This is a genomic window from Pseudomonas baetica, assembly GCF_002813455.1.
Classification (GTDB): domain Bacteria; phylum Pseudomonadota; class Gammaproteobacteria; order Pseudomonadales; family Pseudomonadaceae; genus Aquipseudomonas; species Aquipseudomonas baetica.
Map to the genome: position 1 here is coordinate 6,143,103 of NZ_PHHE01000001.1, position 22,131 is coordinate 6,165,233.

The following is a 22,131-nucleotide window of genomic DNA, read 5'->3' on the forward strand; positions in this document are numbered from 1 at the left end:
CCCCTTGTGGGAGCGGGCTTGCTCGCGAAAGCTGCGTGTCAGCCGCTACACATGTTGGATGTGACGGCCTCTTCGCGAGCAGGCTCGCTCCCACAGTGGAGCGGTGTGATGTTGGGGACTGCGTTCGATGAATCTGTCGGGTCCCTTCATCAAGCGCCCGGTCGCAACCATGCTCCTGAGCCTGGCGATCATGCTGCTGGGCGGTGTCAGCTTCGGCCTGTTGCCGGTGTCACCACTGCCGCAAATGGACTTCCCGGTGATCGTCGTGCAGGCGAGTCTGCCCGGTGCCAGTCCGGAGGTCATGGCGTCCACCGTGGCCACGCCGCTGGAGCGCTCGTTCGGCGCGATTGCCGGCGTCAACACCATGAGCAGCCGTTCCAGTCAGGGCTCGACCCGAGTCATTTTGCAGTTCGACCTCGACCGTGACATCAACGGCGCGGCGCGGGAAGTGCAAGCGGCGATCAACGCCTCACGTAATTTGCTGCCGAGCGGGATGCGCAGCATGCCGACCTACAAGAAGGTCAACCCGTCGCAGGCGCCGATCATGGTGCTGTCGCTGACTTCGGATGTGCTGGAAAAAGGTCAGCTCTACGATCTGGCTTCGACCATCCTCTCCCAGAGCCTGTCGCAGGTTCAGGGCGTAGGTGAGGTGCAGATTGGTGGTAGCTCGCTGCCGGCGGTGCGCATCGAGCTCGAACCGCAGGCACTCAACCAATACGGCGTGGCCCTCGACGATGTGCGCAAGACCATCGCCGATGCCAACGTGCGCCGGCCCAAGGGCTCGGTTGAGGACGGTCAGCGTTTGTGGCAGATCCAGGCCAACGACCAACTGGAAAAAGCCAAGGATTACGAATCGCTGATCATCCATTACGCCGACGGGGCTGCGTTGCGTCTGAAGGACGTGGCCAAGGTCAGCGACGGCGTCGAAGATCGCTACAACAGCGGTTTCTTCAACGACGATGCGGCGGTGTTGCTGGTGATCAACCGTCAGGCCGGTGCCAACATCATCGAGACGGTCAACGAAATCAAGGCGCAGTTGCCCGCGCTGCAAGCGGTGCTGCCGGCCAGCGTGAAGCTGAATCTGGCGATGGATCGCTCGCCAGTGATCAAGGCAACGCTGCATGAAGCAGAGATGACCCTGCTGATCGCCGTGGCCCTGGTGATTCTGGTGGTGTTCCTGTTCCTCGGTAACTTCCGCGCTTCGCTCATTCCGACATTGGCGGTGCCGGTATCGCTGGTCGGCACCTTCGCCGTCATGTACCTCTACGGCTTCTCGCTGAACAACCTGTCGCTGATGGCGCTGATTCTCGCCACCGGGCTGGTGGTGGATGACGCGATCGTGGTGCTGGAAAACATTTCCCGACACATCGACGAAGGCGTCAAACCGATGCAGGCCGCGTATCTCGGGGCCAAGGAAGTCGGGTTCACCTTGCTGTCGATGAACGTGTCGCTGGTCGCCGTATTTCTGTCGATCCTGTTCATGGGCGGCATTGTCGAGAGCCTGTTCCGCGAGTTTTCCATCACCCTCGCGGCGGCCATCGTGGTCTCTCTGGTGGTGTCGCTGACCCTGACACCGATGCTTTGCGCACGCTGGCTCAAACCGCACACGCCGGGTCAGGAAAACCGCCTGCAACGCTGGAGCCGCAAGAGCAACGACTGGATGGTCGACAAGTACGCGACCAGCCTCGACTGGGTGTTGCGTCACCGCCGCCTGACGTTGCTCAGCCTGTTGATCACCGTCGGCGTCAACGTCGCGCTCTACGTGGTGGTACCGAAAACCTTCATGCCGCAACAGGACACCGGCCAGTTGATCGGTTTTGTGCGCGGGGACGACGGGCTGTCGTTCAGCGTGATGCAGCCGAAAATGGAAACCTTCCGCCGCGCCGTACTCAGGGACGAAGCGGTGGAGAGTGTCGCCGGGTTCATCGGTGGCTCCAACGGCACCAACAACGCCTTCATGCTGGTGCGTCTGAAGCCGATCAAGGATCGCCAGATGTCGGCGCAGAAAGTCATCGAGCGTCTGCGCAAGGAAATGCCCAAGGTGCCCGGCGCGCAACTGATGCTCATGGCCGATCAGGACCTGCAATTCGGCGGTGGCCGTGAGCAGACCACGTCGCAATACAGCTACATCCTGCAAAGCGGCGATCTGGGTGAGTTGCGCGAGTGGTATCCGAAAGTGGTCGCTGCGCTGCGAGCCTTGCCCGAGCTGACGGCTATCGATGCCCGTGAAGGCAAGGGCGCGCAGCAGGTGACGCTGATTGTCGACCGTGATCAGGCTAAACGCCTGGGCGTGGACATGAATATGGTCACGGCGGTGCTGAATAACGCTTACAGCCAGCGGCAGATTTCAACGATCTACGACAGCCTCAACCAGTATCAAGTGGTGATGGAGGTCAATCAGAAATACGCTCAGGACCCGATTACCCTCAAGCAGGTTCAGGTGATCACGGCCGACGGTGCGCGGATACCGCTGTCGACCATCGCGCACTACGAGAGCAGTCTGGAAGACGACCGCGTCAGCCACGAAGGCCAGTTCGCGTCCGAGGACATTTCCTTCGACATGGCCGAAGGCGTGACCGTGGAGCAGGGCAGTGCGGCTATCGAGCGGGCCATCGCCAAACTCGGCCTGCCGGAAGACGTGATCGCGAAAATGGCCGGTACCGCCGACGCTTTCGCCGCCACCCAGAAGAGCCAGCCGTTCATGATTCTCGGGGCGTTGCTGGCGGTGTATCTGGTGCTGGGTGTGCTGTATGAAAGCTACATTCATCCGCTGACGATTCTGTCGACCTTGCCCTCGGCCGGGGTCGGCGCGTTGCTGTCGATCTACGCGCTGGGCGGCGAGTTCAGCCTGATCTCGCTGCTCGGGCTGTTCCTGCTGATCGGTGTGGTGAAGAAAAACGCGATCCTGATGATCGACCTCGCGCTGCAACTGGAACGCCACCAGGGCATGACACCACTGGAATCGATCCGCAGTGCCTGCCTGCAACGCCTGCGGCCGATTCTGATGACCACCCTGGCGGCGATCCTCGGTGCCTTGCCGTTGCTGCTCGGCCGCGCCGAAGGCGCGGAAATGCGCCAGCCCTTGGGCCTGACCATCATTGGCGGGCTGATCTTCAGCCAGGTGCTGACCCTTTACACCACGCCTGTGGTTTACCTCTATCTCGACAAGCTGCGCCATCGGTTCAACAAATGGCGTGGCGTGCGTACTGACGCCGCTCTGGAAACTCCGCTATGACTGACCGTTCGCTTATCCAACTGGCCACTGTTCGCGGCTCGCGTCTGTTGAGCCTGTCACTGTGCGTGGCGATGCTCAGTGCCTGCGCCGTCGGCCCGGACTACCAGCGCCCGCAAACAGCCGAAATCGCCCAATACAAGGAAGCCGAAGGCTGGCGTCAGGCCAACCCGAGCGACTCGCTGGCCCGTGGCGCCTGGTGGGAGTTGTACGGCGATCAGCAGCTCAACGGCCTGATCGAGAAACTCAACAACGCCAACCAGACGGTCGCGCAATCGGAGGCGCAGTACCGTCAGGCACAAGCCTTGGTGCGCAGCGCGCGCGGCGCGTTCTACCCCAGTGTCGACCTGAGCCTGGGCAAGACCCGCTCCAGCCAGGGCACCGGCAGCAGCAGTTCAAGCCTGAGCAGCTCCTCCAGCGGCATTCGCGATACGTACAACGCGCAACTGGGCGTGAGTTGGGAAGCCGATATCTGGGGCAAGTTGCGTCGCGGACTTGAAGCCAATCAAGCCAGTGCCCAGGCAAGCTTTGCCGATCTGGCGGCGATGCGTCTGAGTCAGCAGTCGGAACTGGTGCAGAACTACCTGCAACTGCGGGTGATCGATCAGCAGAAACGTCTGCTCGAAGCCACAGTCGCGGCATATGAACGCTCATTGAAAATGACCCAGAACCAGTACCGCGCGGGCGTCTCCGGGCGTGATGCAGTGGCGCAGGCGCAGACACAACTGAAAAGCACCCAGGCCGATCTCGTCGATCTGATCTGGCAGCGCGCGCAGTTCGAGAACGCCATTGCCGTGCTGACCGGGCAAGCGCCGGCCAATTTCAACATCGCTGAAATCCAGACCATTCCGAAGCTGCCGCAAGTGCCGTTGAGCCTGCCGTCGCAACTGCTGGAGCGCCGTCCGGACATCGCCTCGGCAGAACGTTCGGTCATCGCCGCCAACGCCAACATTGGTGTGGCGAAGGCGGCGTACTACCCGGACCTGACCCTGAGCCTCAGCGGCGGTTACAGCAGCAGTACTTCAAATGACCTGATCAGTCTGCCCAACCGCTTCTGGTCGGTCGGGCCAAAACTCAACCTGCCGCTGTTCGATGGCGGTATACGCTCGGCAGAGGTTGACCGTAATGAAGCGCTGTACGACCAGACAGTGGCCAAGTACCGACAGACCGTGCTCGACGGATTCCGCGAAGTGGAAAACTATCTGGTGCAGTTGAAGGTGTACGAAGACGAAGCGGCGGTGCGCCAGGAAGCCCTGGACGCAGCGCGTGACTCCTTGCGCCTGACGGAAAACCAGTACAAGGCCGGGTTGATAGCCTATATCGACGTGGTCGTGGTGCAAGCCACGGCGCTGAGTAACGAGCGCAGTGTGCTGAATGTCTTGCAAAGCCGCTTGATCGCCAGCGTCCAGCTCATCGCGGCGTTGGGTGGCGGTTGGGATGGCCAGCTCGACACGACTGATGCCAACTGAACCATAACCTTCGGTAACACTGTAGGAGCTGCCGCAGGCTGCGATCTTTTGATCTTGATGTTCAGCAGACAAGATCAAAAGATCGCAGCCTGCGGCAGCTCCTACAGGGAGTCAATTGATCGTCCCACGCAGAGCGCGGGAATGATCAGGATCAAAAGATCAGGGAGTTAATCGATCTTTGGGGTGGGCTCTGAAAGGCGGGCCAGAGCCATTCAGGACGATCGAACAAGCGTTTCATCGGGATGATGGCAAATTGATCACTTAGTCAGTGCGTTCTTCTGCGCAATCAGTACAATCGCCGCTTTTGCCCGACCGAGAATGGACGCAGTCCGGATTGGGTAGTCACGAGAATCCCCATGCTCATCGGTAGTTATTCCTCCACCCTGGTTTTCATTTCGCTGTGCGTCGCGATCCTGGCGTCGTACACCGCTCTCGACCTCACCGGGCGCATCGCCACGGCAAGGGGCCGCGCGGTGCATTTCTGGACGGCCGGTGGCGGGTTTGCGATGGGCATTGGTGTCTGGTCGATGCACTTCATCGGCATGCTCGCCTTCAAACTGCCGATCGACCTCGGTTACGACATCACCCTTACGGCACTTTCGCTGCTGATCGCGCTGCTGTCCTGTGGGTTTGCCCTGTGGCTGGTCAGTCAGCCAAAACTGCCAATCCTGCAATTGGCGTTTGGCGCACTGATCATGGGCGCCGGCATCAGTGCCATGCATTACACCGGCATGGCGGCGATGCGCATGACCCCCGGTATCGATTACGACCCCACACTGTTCGGCGCCTCATTGCTGATTGCGGTCGGCGCCTCTGCGGCGGCACTGTGGATCGCTTTCCGCCTGCGCCAGCATTCGCCTTACGTGCGTCTGATTCGCGCCGGTGCAGCAGTGATCATGGGCATTGCCATCGTCGGCATGCATTACACCGGGATGGCCGCCGCGCAATTTCCTGACGGCAGTTTCTGCGGCGCCACGCTCAATGGCCTGAAGGGCAACGGCCTCGACAGTCTGGTGCTGATCACCACACTGGCGGTGTTGTCGATTGCTTTGCTGACCTCGATCCTCGACGCGCGACTTGAAGCGCGCACAGCGGATCTGGCGCACTCGTTGACCGTGGCCAATCGCGAACTCACGCAACTGGCCCTGCACGACCCCCTGACCGGTCTGCCCAACCGCATGTTGCTGGATGACCGGATCAATCAGGCGATGAAAAAGGTCAATGAGCAGGGCGGCTGCTTTGCGTTGATGTTCATCGATCTGGACGGCTTCAAACCGGTCAATGACGCCTTCGGCCATCACATGGGCGATCAACTGTTACGCGAGGTCGGCGTGCGTCTGCGCGATGACTTGCGCAGCTTTGACACCCTGGCGCGGATCGGTGGCGATGAGTTCGTCTTGCTGGTGCGCCTGACCGAGCCCGATGACGCCTTGGGGCTGGCCGCACGGCAGGTCAGCCTGATCGGGCAAGCGTTTCGCGTGGCTGAACATGATTTGCAGATATCGGCGAGCGTCGGCATCGCCCTGTACCCGGGCAATGGTCAGAGCCCCCAGGAACTGCTGATGAACGCCGACGCCGCGATGTATCACGCCAAGGGTGGCGGCAAGAACGGTTACAGCTTCTTTGACGCGTCGATGAACACCAACGCACGCAAACAGTTGCAGCTGTTGCAGGACTTGCGCGCAGCCCTGGAACACAGCCAGTTCAGTCTGTATTACCAGCCCAAGTTCGACGCCGCCAGTCGTCGCCCGGTTGGCGCCGAAGCGCTGCTGCGCTGGCAACATCCGGTTCACGGCATGCTGATGCCAGACAAATTCATCGATTTGGCGGAGAAAACCGGCCTGATCATCCCGATCGGTGAATGGGTGCTCAACGAAGCCTGCCGGCAGATGCGCGAATGGTATGTACTGGGTTATACCGACTGGCGCATCGCGGTGAACCTGTCGGCGTTGCAGTTCTGCCATACCGGGCTGGTGCGAAGCGTGGCCAAAGCGCTGGCCACGCATCATTTGCCGGCCAACAGCCTGACCCTGGAAATCACCGAAACCACGGCGATGAGCGACGCCGACGCGAGCATGACGGTATTGCAGGAGTTGTCGGACATGGGCGTCGACCTGTCGATCGACGACTTCGGCACCGGTTACTCAAGCCTCATGTACCTCAAGCGTTTGCCAGCCAACGAGCTGAAAATCGACCGTGGGTTCGTGCGTGATCTGGAGCATGACAGTGATGATGCGGCGATTGTCTCGGCGATTGTTGCACTGGGCCAGGCATTGGGTTTGCGGATTGTGGCGGAAGGTGTGGAGACCGGCTCGCAGCAGGATTTCCTCACGCAGCTGGGTTGTGATGCGTTGCAAGGGTATCTGCTGGGCCATCCGATGCCGGCGGATACGTTCATGCAGGGCATTGTCAGTGCACAGAGCCTGGCGACAGTCTGATAGACCGCGTCAGCGTTCTTCGCGAGCAGGCTCGCTCCCACAGGGGGCTGCGTTGTGCACGGTTACTCAAGCCTCATGTACCTCAAGCGTTTGCCAGCCAATGAGCTGAAAATCGACCGTGGCTTCGTGCGTGATCTGGAGCATGACAGTGATGATGCGGCGATTGTCTCGGCGATTGTTGCACTGGGCCAGGCATTGGGTTTGCGGATTGTGGCGGAAGGTGTGGAGACCGGCTCGCAGCAGGATTTCCTCACGCAGCTGGGTTGTGATGCGTTGCAAGGATATCTGCTGGGCCATCCGATGCCGGCGGATACGTTCATGCAGGGCATTGTACGGGGCGAGAAGCTGACGACAGTCTGATAGACCGCGTCAGCGTTCTTCGCGAGCAGGCTCGCTCCCACAGGGGACTGCGTTGTGCACAGATCCAGTGTGGGAGCGAGCCTGCTCGCGAAGGCGTCCGGCCGGACGAAACACACCTCATGCAAAACCCGTCAATGGCGGTTATTCTTCCCCCCGACTGTTACGTGTGCATTTGGGGGAAAGGCCAGCATGGATAAAGTCATTGTGATCACCGGCGGCGGGCGCGGAATTGGCGCCGCTACGGCGTTATTGGCTGCCGGGCAAGGCTATCGGATCTGCATCAACTATCAGTCGGATGAACAGGCCGCGCAAAGCGTGCTGGAGCAAGTTCGTGCGTTGGGCGCGCAAGCCATTGCGGTGCGCGCCGACGTCAGTATCGAAGACGAAGTGATCGCACTGTTTCAGCGGGTTGACGCCGAGTTGGGTCGGGTCACTGCGCTGGTCAACAACGCCGGCACCGTCGGGCAAAAGTCACGGGTCGACGAAATGTCTGAATTTCGTATCCTCAAAACCATGAAAACCAATGTCCTGGCGCCGATCCTCTGCGCCAAGCACGCGATCCTGCGCATGTCGCCCAAGCACGGTGGGCAGGGCGGCAGTATCGTCAATGTGTCGTCGGTGGCATCACGCCTGGGTTCGCCGAATGAGTACGTTGATTACGCGGCATCCAAAGGTGCGCTCGACTCGTTCACCATCGGCTTGTCCAAGGAAGTGGCGGGCGAGGGGATTCGTGTCAATGCGGTACGCCCGGGTTACATCTATACCGATTTCCATGCCCTGAGCGGCGATCCGGATCGGGTCAGCAAACTTGAATCGGCGATTCCGATGGCCCGTGGCGGGCGCCCGGATGAGGTCGCTGAGGCGATTGTCTGGTTGTTGTCGGACAAGGCTTCGTATGCCACCGGGACATTTGTTGATCTGGGGGGCGGGCGCTGAGCTTCAAAAGCTGTGTTGCCTGACCCGACCCCTTCGCGAGCAGGCTCGCTCCCACATTTGGAATGCGTTTCCTGTGGGAGCGAGCCTGCTCGCGAAAGCAATAGTCAAGGCGACATCGCACTTCAGAACGACCGCACAATCCGCCCCAACGTCTCCATGGCCTTTTCCGAATCCTCGGTCCACGGGCTGCCGTAGTTCAACCGGATGCAGTTGCGAAAGCGCTGGGTCGGCGAAAAGATCGGCCCCGGCGCAATGCTGATGCCTTGGGCCAGCGCCATCTGAAACAACTTCAATGAATCCATCTGCGGCGGCAGTTCCAGCCAGAGGAAGTAACCGCCGGCCGGTTGGCTGACCCGCGTCTGCGCCGGAAAGTAACGGGCAATCGCCGCGAGCATCGCACTCTGTTGCTCTTCCAGCGCATAACGCAGTTTGCGCAGGTGCCGGTCGTAGCCGCCGTGTTGCAAGTAGTCGGCAATCGCGGCTTGCGCCGGCATGGAAGCGCACAGCGAGGTCATGAGTTTCAGGCGTTCGATTTTCTGCGCGTAACGCCCGGCGGCGACCCAGCCGATGCGGTAGCCGGGGGCGAGGCTCTTGGCGAACGAGCCGCAATGCATCACCAACCCTTCGGTGTCGAAGGCCTTGGCCGGTTTCGGCGCCTGCTGGCCGTAATAGAGTTCTGCGTAGACGTCATCCTCGATCAACGGCACCTGATGGAGACGCAGCAGTTCGACCAGCTCCTGTTTTTTCGCTTCAGGCATGGTCGCGCCCATCGGGTTCTGGAAACTGGTCATGCACCAGCAGGCTTTGATCGGATGACGCTCAAGTGTCTGCGCGAGCACACCGAGGTCGATGCCGTCACGCGGGTGTACGGGGATTTCCACGGCTTTGAGTTTCAGCCGTTCCAATACTTGCAGGCTGGCGTAGAACGCCGGCGCCTCGATGGCCACCAGATCGCCCGGTTCGGTTACCGCTTGCAGGCACAGGTTCAGCGCTTCGAGGGCGCCGTTGGTGATCAGCAGTTCTTCCATCGGCAGCATCAATCCGCCGACCATATAGCGCAGGGCGATTTGCCGACGCAGTTGCGGATTACCCGGCGACATGTCGGTGACGACCATGCGCGGATCCATCTCCCGTGCGGCGCTGGCCAGCGAGCGCGACAGGCGTTGCAACGGGAACAGCGTCGGGCTGGGGAAGGCCGAGCCGAACGGTACGGTGCTCGGATCCTTGATTGATTCCAGCACCGAGAACACCAGTTCGCTGACGTCGACTTCAGTGGAATCGTTGACGTGGCTGCTGATCACCGGCTCCGAGAACGGGCTTGGCGCGTGGGTGTTGACGAAATAGCCGGAGCGCGGGCGGGCGCGGATCAGGCCACGGCGTTCGAGCAGGTAGTAAGCCTGGAACACCGTGGACGGGCTGACGCCGTAGGTCTGGCTGGCGTAACGCACCGAGGGCACGCGCTGGCCGGGGCCGAGGACGCCGGAGCGGATCAGTTCAGCGATGTCGTCGGCGAATTTTTCGTAGCGTTTCATCTTGGGTCCGGTTTGATTTCATTCGGGAAGACCGCGTCGCCTTCATTCGCGAGCAGGCTCGCTCCCACATGGGTTTTGTGAACACTGCAGATCCCGTGTGGGAGCGAGCCTGCTCGCGAATGGCTGCGCCGCAGTCTAACGGCTCAGCGATTCATCGGCGCCACAAACCTGCTCTTCGCCACGCTGTAAACCTCAGGCTCATCGCTGTCGGCAATCTTGAAACTCAAGGTCTGCGAGCTGCTGCTCGGCCGATCCGTGGTCATTGCCACCGACACCGGCACATCGACAATCTCCCCCGGCGCCAGGCTCAGTTCGGTCTTGCCCTGCAGCTGGAAGCCATCGCCGTCCACCAGACTCAGGTGGTAATCCTGGCGCTGCTGGGTTTTGTTGATGACTTTGAGGGTGTAGATGTTTTCGATCTGGCCCTGACCGTTTTCGCGGAACAGCCCGCGATCCTTGGTCACGTCCAGCGAGACCATCGGCCGTTCGACCAGCGCCAGGGCCAGCGCACCGATCATCACCAGCAGCACCGCGACGTAACCGATCAGCCGTGGCCGCAGCAGATGCGTCTTGCCGCCCTGCAATTCGCGTTCGGAACTGTAGCGGATCAGCCCGCGTGGGTAGTTCATCTTGTCCATGATCGAGTCACAGGCGTCGATGCACGCCGCGCAACCGATGCACTCCATCTGCAAACCGTCGCGGATGTCGATGCCGGTCGGGCAGACCTGCACGCACAGCTGGCAGTCGATGCAGTCGCCGAGGCCGGCTTCTTTCGGGCTGACGTCACGTTTGCGCGGGCCACGGTTTTCACCGCGAGCCACGTCGTAGGAAATCGCCAGGGTGTCCTTGTCGAACATCACGCTCTGGAACCGCGCATAGGGGCACATGTGCATGCACACCGCTTCGCGCAGCCAACCGGCGTTGATGTAAGTGGCGGCGGTGAAGAACAGCACCCAGAACAGACTGACACCGCCGATTTGCAAGGTCAGCAGTTCTTCGGCCAGTGGTCGGATCGGGGTGAAGTAGCCGACGAAGGTCAGGCCGGTCATCACGCTGATCGCCAGCCACAGCGTGTGCTTGGCTGCACGCCGCGCCAGTTTGTTCAGGCCCCACGGCGCTGCCTGCAGTTTGATCCGCTGGTTACGCTCGCCCTCGGTGATTTTCTCGCACCACATGAAGATCCACGTCCACGAGCTCTGCGGGCAGGTGTAACCGCACCAGACTCGGCCGGCGAACACGGTAATGGCAAACAGGCCGAACGCGGCAATGATCAGCAGGGCCGAGAGCAGGATGAAATCCTGGGGCCAGAAGGTCGCGCCAAAGATGTGGAATTTGCTTTCCGAGAGGTCCCACAACACCGCCTGGCGTCCGCCCCAGTTCAACCACACCGTGCCGAAAAACAGCAAAAACAGACACCCCGCGCCGCTTATACGCAGGTTGCGGAACAGGCCGGTGAAACTGCGGGTGTGGATCTGGTTGTCGCTGGATTTGGCCGTCGCCTTCATTGGGCGTGCGGGCACCTTCTTTATGTGAGGCGCTATTGTCGGCGTTGCTTCTACGGTTCGGACGGGGATTTGTTCGCTCATGGTCAGTCGCTCATCAGCCTCCATCAGGCCGATGCACTATGAGCGCCGATCTGTTTGCATAACAGACTCAGCTATTTCAATAAAAAGCGTATCAGATGGTCTTTGACGCAGGCCCTGCGACAACTTGAAGCAGCCCGCAGACAAGGGCGCAAACGCCTATCCCAGACGTTTGCGCGGGGTGTTGATCAGGGTCAGTCAAATCACCGAATCACTCTCGTCGGCTTTCAGGTGTTTGCGACCGTCCCTGGCGCCGGCAACCGTCAGCGCGTCGGCTTCTGCTTCGGTGATGTAAACGCGCCGGGCTTCAATCTCAACGAATGACATGGCTTTATCGCTATCTGTCTTGACCTCCAGGGTGTCGCAGATACGAATTTCTTCGCCATTCTCCACGGTGAAAAAACACACTTTGCTCTCAGGATTGGATTCATCGATTCGCAGGGCCATGGGGCTGTCCTTTTTTCACGGGGGTATGGAAGGTTAGGGCGCAGGCTTCGCCAATCGTTCTGCGCAACTGATTAATGGTCGCCGCTGTCCATCCTTTATCGACCCCTTTAAAGGACAGCAGGATGAACGCGTGGTGGCATGAAGTGTGGGTGACCCTGCAAGCGGAATTCGCCGACATCGGCGATGCCTCGCAACTGACGCGGATCACCGTACGCCTGCTCATGGCGGCGGTGCTGGGCGGGATTCTGGGATTTGAGCGCGAGCACAAGGGCAAGGCTGCCGGGGTCCGCACGCATATGTTGGTGGCGCTGGGCGCGGCGCTGTTTGTGCTGGTGCCGCAAACCTCGGGGGCCGAATCCGACGCCATGAGCCGGGTGTTGCAGGGAGTGATTGCCGGGATCGGTTTTCTCGGCGCCGGTACGATCCTGAAGAACAAGGAAGGCGATGAAGGCCACGTCAAAGGCCTGACCACCGCTGCCGGGCTGTGGATGACGGCGGCGATTGGCGTGGCGGCGGGGTTGGGCAGGGAAGCAACGGCGTTGCTCAGTACCGTTCTGGCGCTGGGGATTTTCAGCGTGATGCCGCGCATCGTGAAGCTCTTCGAAAAGGACGAGGAAAAGACTGATGAGCACTGATCATTCCTGCGCGGGATTGATCGTTCCCACGCTCTGCGTGGGAATGCCTCAATGGACGCTCCGCGTCCGCTTTGGGACGCGGAGCGTCCCGGGCTGCATTCCCACGCGGAGCGCGGGAACGATCAGTCAGACGATGACAGGCGGCATCGTGCTCGGCGGTTCTTCTTTAGGCGGTGGCGTGGTGCCTGGCGGTTCCTGCTCGGGGATCGGTTGCGGTTCGGTTTCGGGAATCGTCGGGTTGTCGATGTTCGGATCAGGTGTTTCGGCCGGGATCGGGATGTTCATCGGGTAGACCTCCGTGTGGCACATGGCGTGAGAAGTGCTTAAGTGGATTGACCACCTCGTGGCGAATTCGATCCACATTTTCACCCAGGCAAGTTTCGCTGAACTTTTCCCGGCGCGGGCCGCTCGGAACCTAAGTGAGTTCATGACGGGGCCGGTGTCTCGTTGTGAGGACTGATCCGGCACAAGAGCGTCCTTGGGGCGTTAAGGAGAGATGCTCAATGACTGCTGAAAAACCATCCGAACAGAGCTACAACCCGCACATGCCGCTGTCGCAGGCGCTGTTGCTGCCGCGCATCGTTATTGAAGACACCATGCCCACCCTCGATGGCGGCCAGTTCGCCGTCAAGTCGATTGCCGGGCGCGATGTGGTCGTGACCAGCAAGGTGTTTGCCGATGGTCACGACAAACTGGCGGTACGCATTCGCTGGCGCGAAGAAGGCGAGCAGACCTGGCAAAGCGAGGTCATGTCCGATCAGGGCAACAATGGCTGGAAAGGCCAGTTCCGCCCTGAACACCAAGGCCGCTTCCTGTACTGCATCGAAGCATGGATCGACCACTTCGCCAGTTTCCAATATGAACTGGAGAAAAAGCACAACGCCGCCGTACCGGTTTCGCTGGAGTTGCAAGAAGGCCGGACCATGGTGCAACAGGCCGCCGAACGCAGCGAAGGCCAACTCAGCGAACAACTCGCCGCACTCCATCATGAACTGTCCGGGCTGCTCGAAACCGAGCAGGTCGCGTTGTTTCTGCACTCGCGCAGTGCGCAATTGATGGCCCAGGCTGATCACCGCGCCTATTTGAGCGTCAGTGCCGAATTCCCTATGGATGTCGAACGCGAACTCGCCGAGTTCGCCAGTTGGTATGAGTTGTTTCCGCGCTCGATCACCGACGATCCCAACCGTCATGGCACTTTCAATGATGTGCACTCGCGGTTACCGATGATTCAGGACATGGGCTTCGACGTACTTTATTTCACGCCGATCCATCCCATCGGCCGCGCCCACCGCAAGGGCCGCAACAATTCCCTGACAGCCGGGCCCGAGGATCCGGGCAGCCCTTATGCCATCGGTAGCGAGGAGGGCGGGCACGAGGCGATTCACTCGCAACTCGGCACCCGCGAAGACTTCCGGCGGCTGGTGGCGGCTGCCGCTGACCACGGTTTGGAAATCGCCCTCGATTTCGCCATCCAGTGTTCGCAGGATCACCCGTGGCTCAAGCAACACCCGGGCTGGTTCAACTGGCGCCCCGACGGCACGATCAAATACGCGGAAAACCCGCCGAAGAAATACCAGGACATCGTCAACGTCGATTTCTATGCGCCGGATGCGATCCCGAGCCTGTGGGTCGAGCTGCGTGACATCGTTGTCGGCTGGGTCGAAGAGGGCGTGAAGATCTTTCGCGTCGACAATCCACACACCAAGCCGCTGCCCTTCTGGCAATGGCTGATTGCCGATGTGCGGGCGCTGCACCCGGAAGTGATCTTCCTCGCCGAGGCCTTCACCACGCCGGCGATGATGGCGCGCCTGGGCAAGGTCGGTTACACCCAGAGCTATACCTATTTCACCTGGCGCAACACCAAGTCTGAGCTGGCTGCGTACTTCACTGAACTGAATGAATCGCCGTGGCGCGAATGCTACCGGCCGAACTTCTTCGTCAACACCCCGGATATCAACCCGGCGTTTCTGCATGAGTCCGGGCGTCCCGGTTTTCTCATCCGCGCAGCGCTGGCAACCATGGGCTCGGGCCTGTGGGGCATGTATTCCGGTTATGAACTGTGCGAAGCGGCGCCGGTGCCGGGCAAGGAGGAATACCTCGATTCGGAGAAGTACGAGATCCGCGTCCGCGACTTCAACGCGCCCGGCAACATCATTGCCGAGATCGCCCAGCTCAACCGCATCCGCCGGCAGAACCCGGCGCTGCACACGCATCTTGGCCTGAAGATCTACAACGCCTGGAACGACAACATTCTGTATTTCGGCAAGCGCAGCTTTGACGGCAGCAACTTCATTCTGGTGGCGGTCAACCTTGATCCGCATAACGTGCAGGAAGCGAATTTCGAACTGCCGTTGTGGGAAATGGGCCTGCCCGATGATGCCACCACCCACGGTGAAGATTTGATGAACGGGCATCGTTGGGACTGGCACGGCAAGTATCAGTTCATGCGCTTAGACCCGGCTTACCAGCCATTCGGCATTTGGCGAATTACGACCTGAACACAGATCTCCTGTGGGAGCGAGCCTGCTCGCGAAAGCAATTTTGCAGGCGACATTTTTGCTGAATGTTGATCCGCATTCGCGAGCAGGCTCGCTCCCACAGGTTGCTCATTGAGTTGGAGTCAGGTGATCGGCTCACGGCTTTTCTAGAATTGAACAGGAGTTTCACATGGCGAAGAAACCCAAGGCAGCCACCTTCATCAAAGACCCGCTCTGGTACAAGGACGCGGTGATTTATCAGGTTCACGTCAAATCATTTTTCGACTCCAATAACGACGGGATCGGCGACTTTCCCGGTCTGATCGCCAAACTCGATTACATCGCCGAACTCGGCGTCAACACCATCTGGCTGTTGCCGTTCTACCCTTCGCCACGCCGTGATGACGGCTATGACATCGCCGAATACCGTGGCGTCCACAGCGATTACGGCACCATGGCCGACGCCAAGCGTTTCATTGCCGAAGCGCACAAGCGCGGTTTGCGGGTGATCACCGAACTGGTCATCAACCACACCTCCGACCAGCATCCGTGGTTCCAGCGTGCGCGCAAGGCCAAGCCCGGTTCAGCGGCGCGGGACTTTTACGTGTGGTCGGATGACGACCAGAAATACGATGGCACGCGGATCATTTTTCTCGACACCGAAAAGTCCAACTGGACCTGGGACCCGGTCGCCGGCCAGTACTTCTGGCACCGCTTCTATTCGCACCAGCCAGACCTGAACTTCGACAACCCGCAAGTGATGAAAGCCGTGCTGTCGGTGATGCGTTACTGGCTGGACATGGGCATCGACGGCTTGCGCCTCGACGCGATTCCGTACCTGATCGAACGCGACGGCACCAACAACGAAAACCTCCCGGAAACCCACGACGTCCTCAAGCAGATCCGTGCCGAGATCGATGCCAATTATCCCGACCGTATGCTGCTGGCCGAAGCCAACCAATGGCCGGAAGACACTCAGTTGTACTTCGGTGATACCGACGCTCAAGGCCTCAATGGCGACGAATGCCACATGGCGTTCCACTTCCCGTTGATGCCGCGTATGTATATGGCACTGGCCCAGGAAGATCGCTTCCCGATTACCGATATTCTCCGTCAGACCCCGGAAATCCCTGCCAACTGCCAGTGGGCGATCTTCCTGCGTAACCACGATGAACTGACCCTGGAGATGGTCACCGACAAGGAACGCGACTACCTGTGGAATTACTACGCCGCTGATCGCCGCGCGCGGATCAACCTCGGTATTCGCCGACGTCTGGCACCGCTGATGGAACGTGATCGCCGCCGCGTCGAACTGCTCAACAGCCTGCTGTTGTCGATGCCGGGCACGCCGACCCTGTATTACGGCGATGAAATCGGCATGGGCGACAACATCTATCTTGGCGACCGCGATGGCGTGCGTACGCCGATGCAATGGTCGATCGACCGCAACGGTGGCTTCTCCCGCGCCGACCCGGCCAGCCTGGTGCTGCCGCCGATCATGGATCCGCAATACGGCTATCTGTCGGTTAACGTCGAAACCCAGGCCGGCGATCCGCATTCGCTGCTGAACTGGACGCGGCGCATGCTCGCGGTGCGCAAGCAATCCAAGGCGTTTGGCCGTGGCACGCTGAAAATGCTCTCGCCGAGTAACCGACGGATTCTGGCCTACACCCGCGAATTCACCGACGCCGACGGCAAACACGAAATCATTCTGTGCGTGGCCAACGTCTCGCGCAGCGCGCAAGCGGCGGAGCTGGATCTGTCTGCTTACACCGGCATGGTGCCGGTGGAGATGCTTGGCGGTAATGCGTTCCCGCCGATTGGCCAGTTGAATTTCCTTCTGACCCTGGCGCCTTACGGCTTCTACTGGTTCGCCCTCGCGACCGAAAACCAGATGCCGAGCTGGCACGTTGAACCGGCGCAGAGCCTGCCGGACTTCACCACGCTGGTGCTGAAAAAACGCATGGAAGAATTGCTCGAGGCGCCGTCCCGCGCGACCCTGGAGCAGGGCATTCTGCCGAGCTGGTTGCAAAACCGTCGCTGGTTTGCCGGCAAGGACGCCGCCATCGACAAGGTCAATCTGGCGTATGGCGTGCGCTTTGGCGATGCGCAGCATCCGGTGCTGCTCAGCGAAATCGAAGTCACCAGCGCTGGCCAGACCAGCCGTTACCAACTGCCGTTCGGCTTCATTTCCGAAGATCAGGTCGGCGCGGCGCTGCCACAGCAACTGGCCCTGGCCCGTGTGCGCCGGGTGCGTCAGGTCGGTTTGATCACTGACGCCTTCAGTCTTGAAACGTTTGTTCGTGCGGTGTTGCAAGGCATGCAAAACAACACCGTGCTGGAATCGGTCGAGGGCGAAATCCGTTTCGAGCCGACGCCGCACCTGGACAATCTCAACCTCGGCGCCGAGTCCGAAGTGCGTTACCTGTCGGCCGAGCAATCGAACAGTTCGGTGGTGATCGGCAACAGCCTGGTACTTAAGCTGATCCGCAAAGTCGCTTCTGGCGTACACCCGGAACTGGAGATGAGCGCTTACCTGACCGCCGCCGGATTTGCCAATATCTCACCGCTGCTCGGTTCGGTGATTCGCCGCGATGCGCAGGGTCAAGACAATCTGCTGATGATCGCCCAAGGCTATCTGAGCAATCAGGGCGATGCGTGGGAATGGACGCAGAACAACCTCGAACGGGCGCTGCGTGACGAACTGGCCGATGCCATGTCCGAGCAGGAACAGCACTACAACGCGTTGGGCGAACTGAAGGACTTTGCCGCGATGCTCGGTCAGCGTCTGGGCGAGATGCATCAGGTGCTGGCGGCGCCGACCGACAATGCCGACTTTGCGCCGAACGTCAGTACGGCCAAGGACATGCAGGCCACCGGCAAGGACGTCGCCGCGCAGGTCGAGCACGCGTTGAAGCTGCTCAAGCAGCATCAAGGCGAACTCAACAGCGCGGATCAGAAACTGGTCAAACGCCTGCTCGACGAGAAAAAAACCATCCTCGCCCATGTGCAGGATCTGGCGAAAAAAGCCGTCGGCGGTCTGCGCATTCGCGTGCATGGCGACTTGCATCTGGGGCAGGTGCTGGTGATCAAGGGCGATGCCTACCTGATCGACTTCGAGGGTGAACCGGCGCGTCCGCTGAGCGAGCGCCGCGGCAAGCACAGTCCGTACAAGGATGTCAGCGGCGTGCTGCGCTCGTTCGATTACGCGGCGGCGATGACCATCAACGTACACAACGTCGATCACAGCGCCGAGTCCGAAGACGCTCGTCGTCGTGTGGCCGAACGTTATCTGCGTGAAGCGCGCGAGGCATTTGTTCAGGCATATCGCCAAGCGGCAGCTAGTCTTGATCATGCCTGGCAAGATCCTGACGGTGCCGACGCCGCGCTGGCGTTGTTCGGTCTGGAGAAGGCGGCCTATGAAGTGGCCTATGAAGCCGAAAATCGCCCGACGTGGCTGCCCGTGCCGTTGCACGGTTTGTATGGGTTATTGACAGGGCTTAAACCCTTTTCCGATCTTGGTGGAGAGTAGTCATGAGTTTCTCGAACAAGGAACAGGGTCACGCTAAAGAAGCGTTACTGCCGTCGGCGAAAGACATCGATGCGCTGGTACGTGCGGAACACCCGGATCCATTTTCCATTCTTGGCCCACACGGCGATGGCGCCGGCGGGCAATTCATTCGGGTTTATTTGCCCGGTGCGCTGAATGTTTCGGTGCTGGACAAAGACAGCGGTCAAGAGCGCGGCACGCTTGAGCAGACTGAAACGCCGGGGCTGTTTGTCGGCCACTTCGATCAGGCCGGGCCGTATCAGTTGCGTACCCGTTGGGCCGGCGGCGAGCAGGTGGCGGAAGATCCCTACAGCTTCGGTCAATTGCTTGGCGAGATGGATTTGTATCTGTTTGCCGAAGGCAATCATCGCGACCTCAGTTCGTGCCTCGGCGCGCAACTGACCACCGTCGAGGGTGTCGACGGTGTGCGCTTTGCCGTATGGGCGCCGAACGCCCGACGAGTCTCCGTAGTGGGTGATTTCAACGTCTGGGATGGGCGCCGGCATCCGATGCGTCTGCGCCATCCTTCCGGGGTCTGGGAGTTGTTTATCCCGCGCCTGCAAGCCGGGGAGTTGTACAAATACGAAATACTGGGCGCTCAAGGGATTCTGCCGCTCAAGGCTGACCCGATGGCGCTGGCCACCAGCCTGCCACCGGATACCGCCTCGAAAGTCGCCGCGCCGCTGCAAGTCGACTGGCAGGATCACGACTGGATGAACAGCCGCCGTGAACGGCAAAAACATTCGGCGCCGCTGTCGATCTATGAGCTGCATGCCGGCTCGTGGCAATGCGAGCTGGACGATCTGGGTGAAGTCGCGCGCCAATACACTTGGCCGGAGCTGGCCGAGCGCTTGATTCCCTATGTGAAGGAGCTGGGTTTCACCCACATCGAATTGATGCCAATCATGGAACACCCGTTCGGTGGTTCGTGGGGCTATCAACTGCTCTCGCAATTTGCCCCCAGTGCGCGTTACGGCACGCCGGAGCAATTCGGCGAGTTCGTCGACGCCTGCCACCGCGCCGACATCGGCGTGATTCTCGATTGGGTGCCGGCGCATTTCCCTACCGATACCCACGGCCTGGCGCAATTCGACGGCACCGCGCTGTACGAGTACGGCAATCCGCTGGAAGGTTTCCATCAGGATTGGGACACGCTGATCTACAACCTCGGCCGTACCGAAGTGCATGGCTACATGCTCGCGTCGGCGCTGCACTGGTTGAAGCATTTCCACATCGATGGCCTGCGCGTGGATGCAGTGGCTTCGATGCTTTACCGTGACTATTCGCGCAAGGCCGGTGAATGGGTGCCGAACCGTCACGGCGGGCGCGAGAATCTGGAGGCGATCGACTTCCTCCGTCACTTGAACGATGTGATCGAACTGGAAGCGCCGGGCGCGTTGGTGATCGCCGAGGAATCCACGGCATGGCCGGGTGTCAGTCAGAGCACCCAGCAGGGCGGTTTGGGTTTTGCCTACAAGTGGAACATGGGCTGGATGCACGATTCGCTGCACTACATTCAGCAGGACCCGGTGTACCGCGCCCATCATCACAACGAGTTGAGTTTTGGCCTGGTCTACGCCTGGTCCGAGCGCTTTATCCTGCCGATCTCCCACGATGAAGTGGTGCACGGCAAGCATTCGCTGATCGACAAGATGCCCGGTGACCGCTGGCAGAAATTCGCCAACCTGCGCGCCTACCTGAGTTTCATGTGGACGCATCCGGGCAAGAAGCTGCTGTTCATGGGCTGCGAGTTCGGCCAGTGGCGCGAGTGGAATCACGATCAGCAACTGGATTGGTACTTGCTGCAGTATTCCGAGCACAAAGGCGTGCAGAAACTGGTCGGTGACCTCAATCGCCTGTACCGCGAGGTCCCCGCGCTGCACGACCAGGACGACGCGCCGCAGGGGTTCCAGTGGTTGATCGGCGACGATGCGATCAACAGCGTGTATGCGTGGTTGCGCTGGAGCAAGGACGGTCAGCCGGTGCTGGTGGTGGCCAACTTCACGCCGGTGCCGCGTCAGTCGTACCGCGTAGGCGTTCCGTTTGCCGGGCGCTGGACTGAACTGCTCAACAGCGATGCCGATACTTACGCCGGCTCCAACTACGGCAACGGTGGCGGGGCGTTTACCGAAGAAGTGCCAAGCCACGGGCAATCGCTGTCGCTGGAGCTGAACTTGCCGCCGTTGGCGGTGTTGATCCTCAAGCCGGAGGGTTGATCCGAGACCGCGTCGCTGCATTCGCGAGCAGGCTCGCTCCCACATTTGGGATGTATGTCCCCTGTGGGAGCGAGCCTGCTCGCGAAGGCGTCAGTTCAGGCACTTTCAAAATCCGGCCCAGCGCTCACCACCTCATCCGCACACCCAAACTGCCAATCAACCCATTCAGATCATTGTCATCCACATCACTGCTGTAATCGGCACTGACATACAGACTCACCGCCGGCGTCACCCGCGCCACCAGGCCCAATCCCACCTCGACGGTGGATGACTTGCGGCTGCTGCTGATCTTGTCGACCTGATCCAGCGTCACCGTGCTGCCGGTATACACCGTGTGCCAGAGGTTGGTGCGCACGTAAGGTTCGACCGGCAAACCATTCAAGTCATAACTGCCTTTCAAGCGTGCCCCGACGCGGCCGCTCCACGCGGTCAAATCGGTTGAAGACGCATTGCCGGAGCCTGCGTACGGCGTATCGAGGGTGATGCGCTGATTGATCAATTGCGCCTGTGGTTCCACCACCCAGTTTTCGCTCAAGCCAATCGGGTAGCCGCCCTCGACCGAGAAGGTCATGGCGCTGCCTTCGGTGGCCTGCCGGGCGCCTTGTTCATTACGACTGAAACCGCTGACGCGCCCGCCACTGGCCGAAACATCGACATGCCAGCCCTGTGCGCCGGTCAGACTGTAGTAGGCGCCGAGGCTCTGGCCTTGCAGGTTGAGGGTGTCGGTACCCGGATCGGCGAGGGCGCGGCTGGTGAGCGGCCCGTTGCCATTGGCTTGAATCCGGTTCTCGCCGCCGATCAAGCCGATGGTCTGGGTATGGCCGCTGCCGCTTCGCAGGGTCAGGACGGCGGGGCCTTTGAAATCACCGCTAGCGGAGGTCGCGTAGCCCGAGGTCAGTACATCGGTTTGCGCTTGCCGGGCACTGCGACCGTAGAGTTGCTCCCAGGCCCCTGGCGCAAGGTCTTCGGTAATCAGGTCGCCGCCTCGTAGATCCGGCTGTGGGCTCAGGCGCTGCGGGCCGGGAGTGATCACTGTCGCGGGCAAGGTCATGACCGGGACGTTCTCTCGATACCAAGGCGTGGTTTCATCCGCCACAGGGCTGGCCTGCGCCTCCATGGATGAGCACAGCAAGATAGAGCTCGATACTGTGCAGAGAGTGATTTTAATCTCGTTTGAGTGGAATGAAGTTTTCATGGAGGTCTACCTTGCAAGCGCATGCGGTATCTCGATATGGCGTCTCTCCTACCCCGAACGA

General features: G+C 60.4%; 13 protein-coding genes and 1 pseudogene. 9 read left to right on the top strand and 5 right to left on the bottom strand.

Annotated features, from left to right (window positions below; translation table 11 throughout):
* Positions 1-127 precede the first annotated feature (127 nt).
* The 5 genes and pseudogenes from ATI02_RS28555 (at position 128) to ATI02_RS28575 (ending at position 8,435) form a co-directional block, all read left to right on the top strand.
* Entirely contained in the window at positions 128-3,235 is a 3,108-nt protein-coding gene (locus ATI02_RS28555) for an efflux RND transporter permease subunit (protein WP_100848029.1), read from the top strand.
* Positions 3,232-4,701, top strand: a complete 1,470-nt coding sequence (locus ATI02_RS28560) for an efflux transporter outer membrane subunit (RefSeq protein ID WP_095189053.1) — start codon at positions 3,232-3,234, stop codon at positions 4,699-4,701. The genes ATI02_RS28555 and ATI02_RS28560 overlap by 4 nt, the downstream gene beginning before the upstream one ends.
* 356 nt (positions 4,702-5,057) lie before the next feature.
* Positions 5,058-7,139, top strand: coding sequence for a putative bifunctional diguanylate cyclase/phosphodiesterase (locus ATI02_RS28565; protein WP_100848030.1), 2,082 nt, complete (start codon positions 5,058-5,060; stop codon positions 7,137-7,139).
* 60 nt (positions 7,140-7,199) lie between these two features.
* Positions 7,200-7,499 (top strand): annotated as a pseudogene (locus tag ATI02_RS28570) (EAL domain-containing protein); the annotation flags it as partial.
* Between the two features lie 189 nt (positions 7,500-7,688).
* A complete protein-coding gene (locus ATI02_RS28575; RefSeq protein WP_095189051.1) occupies positions 7,689-8,435 on the top strand; it encodes an SDR family oxidoreductase in 747 nt (248 codons plus the stop codon).
* Between the two features lie 122 nt (positions 8,436-8,557).
* Here the strand turns inward: ATI02_RS28575 and mapR are convergent, their stop codons facing one another.
* The 3 genes from mapR to ATI02_RS28590 all read right to left on the bottom strand — a co-directional run bounded on the left by mapR (position 8,558) and on the right by ATI02_RS28590 (position 11,997).
* Positions 8,558-9,967 carry a GntR family transcriptional regulator MpaR gene (gene mapR / locus ATI02_RS28580; protein WP_100848031.1) on the bottom strand — a complete coding sequence of 470 codons (1,410 nt, stop codon included), beginning with the start codon at positions 9,965-9,967 and terminating at the stop codon, positions 8,558-8,560.
* A gap of 143 nt (positions 9,968-10,110) precedes the next feature.
* Positions 10,111-11,553 carry a cytochrome c oxidase accessory protein CcoG gene (ccoG, locus tag ATI02_RS28585; RefSeq protein WP_095189064.1) on the bottom strand — a complete coding sequence of 481 codons (1,443 nt, stop codon included), beginning with the start codon at positions 11,551-11,553 and terminating at the stop codon, positions 10,111-10,113.
* Positions 11,554-11,748: 195 nt separating this feature from the next.
* The gene (locus ATI02_RS28590; protein ID WP_095189049.1) at positions 11,749-11,997 is read right to left on the bottom strand and encodes a DUF3203 family protein; all 249 of its coding nucleotides are present in this window, start codon (positions 11,995-11,997) and stop codon (positions 11,749-11,751) included.
* Between the two features lie 122 nt (positions 11,998-12,119).
* On the opposite strand from ATI02_RS28590, the gene ATI02_RS28595 reads away from it, so the two are divergent.
* Positions 12,120-12,632, top strand: a complete 513-nt coding sequence (locus tag ATI02_RS28595; protein ID WP_095189048.1) for an MgtC/SapB family protein — start codon at positions 12,120-12,122, stop codon at positions 12,630-12,632.
* A 126-nt stretch (positions 12,633-12,758) separates the two neighbouring features.
* Here ATI02_RS28595 and ATI02_RS32330 read toward each other — a convergent pair whose 3' ends face one another.
* Positions 12,759-12,917 carry a hypothetical protein gene (locus ATI02_RS32330; protein ID WP_167394898.1) on the bottom strand — a complete coding sequence of 53 codons (159 nt, stop codon included), beginning with the start codon at positions 12,915-12,917 and terminating at the stop codon, positions 12,759-12,761.
* A gap of 218 nt (positions 12,918-13,135) precedes the next feature.
* Here ATI02_RS32330 and ATI02_RS28600 point away from each other — a divergent pair, with 218 nt between their 5' ends.
* From ATI02_RS28600 to glgB, 3 genes are all read left to right on the top strand, one after another.
* Entirely contained in the window at positions 13,136-15,130 is a 1,995-nt protein-coding gene (locus ATI02_RS28600; protein WP_100848032.1) for an alpha-1,4-glucan--maltose-1-phosphate maltosyltransferase, read from the top strand.
* Between the two features lie 169 nt (positions 15,131-15,299).
* The gene (gene treS, locus ATI02_RS28605) at positions 15,300-18,641 is read left to right on the top strand and encodes a maltose alpha-D-glucosyltransferase (RefSeq protein ID WP_100848033.1); all 3,342 of its coding nucleotides are present in this window, start codon (positions 15,300-15,302) and stop codon (positions 18,639-18,641) included.
* A 2-nt stretch (positions 18,642-18,643) separates the two neighbouring features.
* Positions 18,644-20,875, top strand: coding sequence for a 1,4-alpha-glucan branching protein GlgB (gene glgB, locus ATI02_RS28610; protein WP_100848034.1), 2,232 nt, complete (start codon positions 18,644-18,646; stop codon positions 20,873-20,875).
* A 124-nt stretch (positions 20,876-20,999) separates the two neighbouring features.
* Here glgB and ATI02_RS28620 read toward each other — a convergent pair whose 3' ends face one another.
* A complete protein-coding gene (locus ATI02_RS28620; RefSeq protein ID WP_095189044.1) occupies positions 21,000-22,070 on the bottom strand; it encodes an autotransporter outer membrane beta-barrel domain-containing protein in 1,071 nt (356 codons plus the stop codon).
* Positions 22,071-22,131: the final 61 nt, after the last annotated feature.